The 6,603-nt window shown below is 57.0% G+C and carries 8 protein-coding genes and 1 pseudogene; 3 read left to right on the top strand and 6 right to left on the bottom strand.

Annotated elements, in window-relative coordinates; all coding sequences use genetic code 11:
• Nucleotides 1-287: 287 nt before the first annotated feature.
• From EKH49_RS15555 to EKH49_RS17230, 4 genes are all read right to left on the bottom strand, one after another.
• Entirely contained in the window at nucleotides 288-584 is a 297-nt protein-coding gene (locus tag EKH49_RS15555) for a hypothetical protein (protein ID WP_128471569.1), read from the bottom strand.
• Nucleotides 585-799: 215 nt separating this feature from the next.
• Nucleotides 800-1,789 (bottom strand): IS481-like element IS5564 family transposase, encoded by a 990-nt coding sequence (locus tag EKH49_RS15550; RefSeq protein WP_011113072.1) that lies wholly within the window; start codon nucleotides 1,787-1,789, stop codon nucleotides 800-802.
• Nucleotides 1,789-2,964, bottom strand: coding sequence for a chloramphenicol efflux MFS transporter Cmx (gene cmx, locus EKH49_RS15545; protein WP_047217927.1), 1,176 nt, complete (start codon nucleotides 2,962-2,964; stop codon nucleotides 1,789-1,791). The genes EKH49_RS15550 and cmx overlap by 1 nt, the downstream gene beginning before the upstream one ends.
• 21 nt (nucleotides 2,965-2,985) lie before the next feature.
• The gene (locus EKH49_RS17230; protein ID WP_011113070.1) at nucleotides 2,986-3,039 is read right to left on the bottom strand and encodes a chloramphenicol resistance leader peptide; all 54 of its coding nucleotides are present in this window, start codon (nucleotides 3,037-3,039) and stop codon (nucleotides 2,986-2,988) included.
• Nucleotides 3,040-3,292: 253 nt separating this feature from the next.
• Between EKH49_RS17230 and EKH49_RS17225 the strand changes: the two genes are divergently transcribed.
• Nucleotides 3,293-3,691, top strand: a complete 399-nt coding sequence (locus EKH49_RS17225; RefSeq protein WP_442903516.1) for a GNAT family N-acetyltransferase — start codon at nucleotides 3,293-3,295, stop codon at nucleotides 3,689-3,691.
• A gap of 75 nt (nucleotides 3,692-3,766) precedes the next feature.
• Here the strand turns inward: EKH49_RS17225 and EKH49_RS15525 are convergent, their stop codons facing one another.
• Nucleotides 3,767-4,282: a hypothetical protein gene (locus tag EKH49_RS15525; protein WP_128471567.1), complete on the bottom strand. Its 516-nt coding sequence runs from the start codon at nucleotides 4,280-4,282 to the stop codon at nucleotides 3,767-3,769.
• A gap of 197 nt (nucleotides 4,283-4,479) precedes the next feature.
• On the opposite strand from EKH49_RS15525, the gene EKH49_RS15520 reads away from it, so the two are divergent.
• Nucleotides 4,480-5,004 carry a hypothetical protein gene (locus EKH49_RS15520; protein WP_128471566.1) on the top strand — a complete coding sequence of 175 codons (525 nt, stop codon included), beginning with the start codon at nucleotides 4,480-4,482 and terminating at the stop codon, nucleotides 5,002-5,004.
• A gap of 146 nt (nucleotides 5,005-5,150) precedes the next feature.
• Here the strand turns inward: EKH49_RS15520 and EKH49_RS15515 are convergent, their stop codons facing one another.
• On the bottom strand, nucleotides 5,151-5,342 hold the full coding sequence (locus EKH49_RS15515) for a hypothetical protein (RefSeq protein WP_128471565.1): 192 nt from the start codon (nucleotides 5,340-5,342) through the stop codon (nucleotides 5,151-5,153).
• A gap of 249 nt (nucleotides 5,343-5,591) precedes the next feature.
• Here EKH49_RS15515 and EKH49_RS15510 point away from each other — a divergent pair.
• Nucleotides 5,592-6,569 (top strand): annotated as a pseudogene (locus tag EKH49_RS15510) (ISL3 family transposase); the annotation flags it as partial.
• Nucleotides 6,570-6,603: the final 34 nt, after the last annotated feature.

The following is a 6,603-nucleotide window of genomic DNA, read 5'->3' as shown; positions in this document are numbered from 1 at the left end:
CGGGCTGTGTACTTCGGGGCGTTAAATCCCGGGGAGAAGTGTCACCACTTTAAATGTTGAAGTGTTACCGATGTCCTGAGGCAGAACTGTTACCGATGTCCTGAGAGAAAACACCTTCTGTTTAACTGGTCGTTTTGAAATGGCTGACATGCTTACCAAGACCTCGGCGTGTGACTGATATTTTATCCGGCGGTTAGTTGCAGTTATGAATGGCTGGTTCGTTTCCCATAAGCGGAACCTTGACTGGGACACAAAATTCGGGGCAGGGAAAACAGAACGGTTAACTGTCAGGACTGCATCATGTCGTCATCTATTTCGAATACATAGAAGCCGTTGTTGAAAAACCAGGCAAGAGACACTCCCGGATTATTCAATCTTCCCTGCCACCCAGGAAGACCGATAAAAGTTGTTTCCATTCCCAAGGCGTGCACGCGTGTTCTTGCTTCATCGAGAATGATGGAATCTTTCACCTCTGGCTTGTTGTCCGTGATCTCCCACAGGTGGCATACGACTATATACATCCCTGCGGTGTTATTGACGACCTCAGAGTAATCCACGAGATCGAAATAGAATCCATCATTCATGGTGCCATTCTCTATGAAGATCAAGGATCTACGCGACAACGTCAACGACACCTTCGGTTCTCATTTACGGAATGCTCTGCGGGCCAGCTATCCTCGATCGCTGGGCGAAGGTCGGTATCACACGAAAAAGCTAATCATCGCTACAGAAGATCGATCTAGTGATTCGATGAGGAGCAGCCCGTAGTCTATGAGAATGACAATTAGCAATAAGCTAGCTAGGTGTGATGTCCAGGGACGTTGTTGAGTCGGTCGAAGGGTACGCCGCCAATCGCAGAGTGGTGTCGGTGGTGGTTGTAGAAGTGGAGCCAGCCGGGCAGCGCCAGGCGTCGTTCGGCCTCTGAACCGTAAAACCTGGCATAGGCCCAGCCGTCCCCGAGCGTGCGGTGGAATCGCTCGATCTTCCCGTTCGTCTGCGGCCGGTAGGGGCGTGTCCGCTTGTGTCGGATGCCGAGCCGAGCGCAGAAGTCCCTCCATGCGTGGGATCTGTATGCCGACCCGTTGTCGGATAGGACTCGCTCGACGGTCACGCCTCGTTCGGCGAACCAGGCCACGGCGCGTTCGAGAACTCCCACCGCTGTGCTCGCCTGCTCATCCGACCAGATTTCTGCGTATGCGACGCGGGAGTGGTCGTCGATGACTGTGTGAACGAACGCCGTCCCGGTGCGCGGCTTGTGATCTTTTCCTCGTGGTAATCCCGGAGTCGCGAGCTTGTTCCGTGCGCCTTGCTGCCGACCTACGTAACGATGTCCACCGCCGTCGGGGATGTTGCCGAACTTCGTGACATCGACATGAATCAACGATCCCGGATGAGGATGCTCATATCGCCGCAATGGCTCGCCAGTGACACGATCGATATGCGAGAGGCGGTTCACGCGGCAACGGACGAGGACCGCGTGAACAGTCGACGTCGAGAGACCAAGTCGCGCAGCGATCTGGGCTGGCCCCAGTCGAAGCCGCCAGCGCAGGTTGATGATCTTCTTCTTGACATGCTCGGGCGTCCTGCCTGGGATCCGGTGCGGCTTGCTGGAGCGATCCTGCATCCCAAACTCACCCTCTTCCCGGTAGCGGCCTGCCCATTTCCGGGCAGTGATCGGGGAGACCATGAACATCTTTGCGGCGATCGTGGCCGGATAGCCGTCTTCGACAATCAGCCGGGCTAACCGGAGACGGGCACGAGGAGTGAGAAGAGCGTTCGGATGGGTCATCAATTGGCCTCCGCCGCGGTCTTCGTAAGCGCGCGTCTGGTGAGAAGCATGATGACGAGAGCGATCGCTGTCAGCACCGAAGCGACCCAAACCGGCGCGAGCAGCCCCAGCCCGGTCGCGAGCCCGAGCGCACCAAGCACGGGCCCCGCTGCAGCTCCGATATTCAATGCTGCGGTTGCGTACGAACCGCCCATCGTTGGCGCACCCGATGCTGCATACAGCACACGCGTGATCAGAGTACTGCCGACGCCGAACGACAGGAATCCCTGAACGAGGACGAGGACGATAAGCGCGACGGGATGAGATGCGACCACTGCCAACACGATCCAGCCTGTCAGCAATAGCGGTCCGCCGACTGCGAGCACGAGGCCAGGTCGTTGATCTGATAGTCGTCCTGCGATCGTGACGCCAAGGAACGATCCGATGCCGAACATCACCAGCGCGACGGACACCCACGCTTCGGCCAAGCCCGCGGTCTCGGTCACGATGGGTGCCAGGAAGGTGAATGCCGCAAAGGTCCCTCCGTTGATCAGCGCTCCGAGTACCATGGCCAGGATGAGCCGCGGCGTCGCCAACTGGCTGAGCTCGACACGGAGCCTTGGTGAGGTCGCGCTAGTCTCGCTCCGACCAACATTGTTCGTGACGCCACGAATGACTCCAACGGCCGCGGGAATACAGAGGATGGCGATCGCCCAGAACGTCGTTCGCCAGCCCAGCGCTGTGCCGAGCAGTGCCCCGGCGGGGACGCCCACGACGGTTGCGATCGTCGTGCCGGAGAGCAGGATCGACAGTGCACGCCCCTTCTGGTTCGCTGGCACGAGGGTAGTGGCCGTGCTCAGTGCTACGGCGAGGAATCCTGCGTTTGCGAGAGCGCTGAGCACCCGGGTGATGAGCAGGAGAGAGAACACTGGTGTCATCGCTCCGATGACGTGGCTTCCCGCGAACACGAGAAGGCAAACGATCAATGTGAGCCGCGGTGGCCAACGGCGAGCGAATGCCGCCATCACTGGCGCGCCGACGACCATACCGACTGCGAATGCGGAGGTCAGCAGTCCCGCAGTGCCGACCGAGACGTCAAGTTCGGTCGCGATCGCGGGGAGCAATCCCGCGAGCATGAATTCTGAAGTGCCCATGACGAAGACCGCCAGGGCAAGCATGTAGAGGGCAAAAGGCATCGAGTACTCCGAGGTGTGAGATCAAGAAATGGTTCTTCTTGTCACCACGGCCAGCGCCCCGGGTACGCCAGACATACGCCCACACAGATCGTGGGCGTCGTAACTAGTGGTTCAAGGGGCTGGCGGTGTGACCGACAACCCCTGACCTGTCTGATTCGGGACTCGACATGCCTAAACTCTAACATGCCTTCAATGGCGAGCGGTCTGGACAGATACTTCTTGAATCGGCACGGTGTCATTACGGGCGGGGGCCAGAACAACGTCCCTGGACATCACAGCTAGGCCGGCAATCGAAGCGGATATTGGTTGTCTTTACGAATTGACGACCATGTTTACGCCGGGACTACAAGTACGCATTGAGGAATTCGAAACTCGATGTAGAGGATTGCTAAATGATCCCCGGTGGTTTGTAGCTGTAGCAGACGGGCCGAATGCTCTCAGTGGATATGTTGCAGTTCAAGACTTCGGGCTTGGGCTCCGGGGTTCATTTTGCGTTGGACGAATACATGACCTGTTCGTCATCCCAACAGCTCGCAGAAGCGGAACCGGCCGTGCACTGGTGGAATCAGCATTCGCATGGGCTAAAGATCGTCCTTCTCCGATGATTCTGGATTGGCAGGCGACACCCGAGTCTGTTTTGTTCTACGAATCTTTGGGGTTCAAGGCCGACTACGTCGGTGATTTCCCTGAATACCCCGGATTTACACGCGATTTACGTCAAAATTGAACGCGAGAACTACAGAACCTTTATTGCGTAGGCTTTGCAATCTGACTCGTATATAACTCCCTCGTGTCCTGCCCGTTAGGGAACCCTCTGCGAGAATTCTCCAGGTCGGTCGACTTGAATTTTGCAGATCTTGCCGGTTGGCTCGCCATTGACGGTAAATTCAAGAGTGAGGACCCCTGCCGTTTTTGGAGGTGCTGGAAGATATACCCAAGTGGATTCCCAGCCCGACATGCCCCCAGCAACCTGTCCAGCGCTCAACCGATATGTGGTGCCTACGTCATCCGAAATAACCGCTCCAACTACTCCAAGAACGAGCTGTCCGGGCATGGAGGGCGGGTCTCCTGCGGCTTCGGCTCCAGAAAGTTCTCGAAGCTCACCCCATTGGTTTAGTTGTTCTTCGAAGCGAGCGTCGCGTTGCCGAGTTTCGTCGCTACGTATTCCCTGAAAATAGAGCCTAAGTCCTTCTTTCCCCAGCCATTCGTCAGAAACGATGGAAACATCTGCAATCGATTCGATACCAGCAAATCGGACGCCCACACCTATATTGGTTGCTACGATGAGATCTGCTGGCGCTGAAATAACTGTCATCATGCGACTAGCCTAGCGTCGACCAGAAACTTCTCCACTAATGCTGATGCAGCGATCCCATAGGTCGAACCCCATGCGGGACGCTCAAGATCAAATGATCGTAGACAGAGGCAGTAACACGACCCGTTGGTCGCCATCGACGCCCAATGACACGGATCGATTGCACAGCGTCGGGAGTCACCTCGGCAATAATGGTCTGCATGAACGAACATGAACAGTGGAGCCTGAGATCCCTGAATAAGTACCAGTCAACTGGGTTGAGCGTCGCCGGTTTGGTGTTGTGCGCTGTCATCTTATCGGGATGTTCCGTCTTCCGGGATTACTCGGGCGATACCTGCGACGGACGCAAACCGGTTGGCTCCTTGGAGCAAGCCGGCAAGGACCTGGTTGCAGCCGCCTATGCCGCTGATCTGGACGGGGTATGCCGAGTTACCTCACCGTTCCCTGGCGGTGTCTTGGACGATGCAATGGTTGCCAAAACGCGGGAAATCCTTGTCGAGCGGGGCATCAACCCGCAAAACGTCAGTGTGGTGGTGGGGGAGCAGTTTGGAAGCGCGATGGCCGTTCACCTCACGGACGGCAGCCAGAGCGAAGAGAGCATACTCAATGTGGGTGGCACCATGGTCCGTGATGACGGATTCACGATTGGTCTGCCGCCAGAGGTGTACCCCGAGGTGCCCGAGCACCCGGCATCGCAGTCTGCTTCGACCGACGCTGCTCACTAATAGAGCCTGAGCCAAAGGCCGGATGCCTCAAAGAAGTCGCCACGGAGTGCGGAAAAATTCCCACGTTGGGGCCGTGTTGAGCCATGCATTCACTGGACTACGGCTACCCAATGAACGCTATCCAGAGTCAGCTCTCAGGGGGAACCTCATGCGGAGTATCGGGACGATCCATCGGTGAACTTGTAGCCGATCTGGAATTGTTGGATCAGTACATGGTCAACGAACTCATCTTTGATAGCCTCTGCAAATTCGCCAGCTTCACGCGGATTGTCAAAGACCCCGAGCACGGTGTTGTCAGGGGTGGCGTCCTGCTGGACGATCCATACTACATTTTTCATTAGCGTCTTTCTCGAGCTTTTCAGTTCAGGGTAGCGAACGGGCAAGCTCCATACGCAAGCAGTCTCGTAAGCCGGTCCTCATACGGGACGCTTTGCTAGTTGGCTACCTATGATTTCAAAACTATGCGGTAGCAATAATTCTTGATTCCCGTATACCCCGCCCGACAAAATGCCCGGTGAAGGCGCCTTATACGGACGCTATCCGAAGCACCTCTATTACCGGACGATCCGGTTGCCGGCTTGCTCGAGCTGCGCTGGGCGTTGGTCGGTTTGGTCTGCCAGCACCTGTCGGTCTCCCGGATCGCCGAAGGGCTGGGGGTCACTTGGAACACCGCCAACGAAGCCGTACTGGCTGAAGGCCAACGCCTGCTGATCAATGATCCTGCCCGTTTCGACGGGGTGAAAGTCCTTGGTGTGGATGAGCATGTGTGGCGGCATACCAAGACTGGAGACAAATACGTCACCGTCATCGTGGACCTGACCTCTGTGCGCGACGGCACCGGCACCGCACGCCTGCTCGACATGGTTCAGGGCCGGTCCAAAGCGGTGTTCAAGACCTGGCTGGCCGAACGCGACGAGCAGTGGAAGCAGGGCATTGAGGTGGTCGCGATGGACGGGTTCACCGGGTTCAAGACCGCTGCAGCCGAAGAATTACCAGCGGCGGTGGAAGTCTTGGATCCTTTTCATGTGGTCAAGCTTGGATCTGACGCGTTAGACAAGACCAGGCAGCGGGTGCAGCGTGAGCAGCACGGGCGGCGCGGGCGTAAAGACGACCCGCTGTATCAGTGCCGGCGTACCTTGACCGTCGGGTTGGATTTGGCCATGGAGAAGCAGAAGGACAAGCTCGAAACATTGTTCGCAACGAAGACGCATGAACAGGTGCAGTTGGTGTGGAGCGTGTATCAGAAGATGGTGGAAGCCTACCGGCAACTGAAACCCGAGATCGGTCGGTGGGCTATGGAACAGCTCATCAAAGACATCGGTACGAAAGTGCCCAAGGGTCTACCGGAGCTGAAGAAGCTCGGCGGGACCCTGCGGCGCAGGAAGGCTGATATCCTCGCGTATTTTGACCACGTGGGCAGTTCGAATGGGCCTACTGAAGCGTTGAATGGCCGGCTAGAACACCTGCGAGGTATCGCGTTGGGGTTCAGGAATCTGGCGCACTATATCGCACGGTCGTTGCTGGAGACTGGCGGGTTTAGGCCGCGGTTACACTCTGAATCCTGAAGAGCCCGAAAAGTCTGATGGCGCGAAGTCTTTA

Origin of the sequence: Glutamicibacter sp. HZAU, from assembly GCF_004100365.1 — a bacterium.
Classification (GTDB): Bacteria; Actinomycetota; Actinomycetes; order Actinomycetales; family Micrococcaceae; genus Glutamicibacter; species Glutamicibacter nicotianae.
The sequence above is the reverse complement of the archived record's forward strand: the minus strand, read 5'-3'. Positions and strand labels throughout refer to the sequence as shown.